At 68.0% G+C, this 997-nt stretch carries 1 protein-coding gene; it reads right to left on the bottom strand.

Translation table 11 applies throughout. The features are described from left to right. Positions 1-997, bottom strand: a 997-nt coding sequence (locus tag A5701_RS07700) for an acyl-CoA dehydrogenase family protein (RefSeq protein WP_067750474.1), incomplete at both ends; no start/stop codon positions are given.

Below are 997 nucleotides of genomic sequence, written 5' to 3'. Positions count from 1 at the left end.
TGGTTCCAGGCATGTGGATGGCGTGCAGCTGGCCGACATGGACGTCGCGCCAATACCGTTGCAGCGGCTTGTCCATGCGGGCCGCGTTGCCGCCCGAGCGGGCGAAGATCTCGTCGACCGCCGACACCGCGCGCCACACCGCGCGGATCTGGGTGCGCCGCCCGGCCGCGCGGTCGGCGAACGACACCTCCTTGCCGGCGGCGACCATGTCGTAGATGCGGTCGGCATTCGCCAGGAGTTCCTGGCGGGCGGCGTTGATGTCGGCGGCTGCCTCGCCGATCGCGAACATCACGTAGGGATCGTCCTTGATCGCGGTTCCGGTGGCGCCGACGCGCTCACGCTGATAGTCCAGGTGCGCGGCCAGGGCCCCCTCGGCGATGCCGATGGTGGCCGCCGAGATGCCCAGCGGGAACATCGTCGACCACGGCATCAGATAGAGCGGCTCGGTCATGCCGGCCTCGCGCTGGGCGGTGCCGTCCATCACCTTCGTCGCGTCCATCGTCCGATACGACGGGACGAACGCGTCCTTGACGATGACGTCCTTGGAACCGGTTCCCCGCAACCCCACCACATTCCACGAGTCCTCGACGATCTCGTAGTCCTTACGGGGCAGGATCATGTGCAACATCTGCGGCGGCATGATCGGAATGCCCTTCTCGTCGCCGAGCATCGCGCCGAGGATGATCCAGTCGCAGTGGTCGGTGCCCGAGCTGAACTGCCAGCGGCCGTTGAAGAGGTAGCCCCCGTCGACGGGCTTGGCCACCCCCTGCGGCGCGTACGGTGACGCCATCCACGTGTCGACGTCGTCGGCCCAGATCTCGGCGGCGACTTTGGGGTCCGCGTACGCCAACTGGTAGGGGTGCACGCCGACCACGCCGACGATCCAGCCGGCCGCCGGGTCCAGCGCAGCGGTCGCCATCGTCGTCTCGGCGAACTCGCGGGGGTGGACCTCGAAACCCTGATATTGCTTGGTTTGCAGCAGCCGGATCAACCCGGC

The sequence above is a fragment of the Mycobacterium sp. E3305 genome (assembly GCF_001666785.1).
Taxonomy (GTDB): domain Bacteria; phylum Actinomycetota; class Actinomycetes; order Mycobacteriales; family Mycobacteriaceae; genus Mycobacterium.
This window is presented reverse-complemented; position numbering and strand designations above follow the sequence as displayed.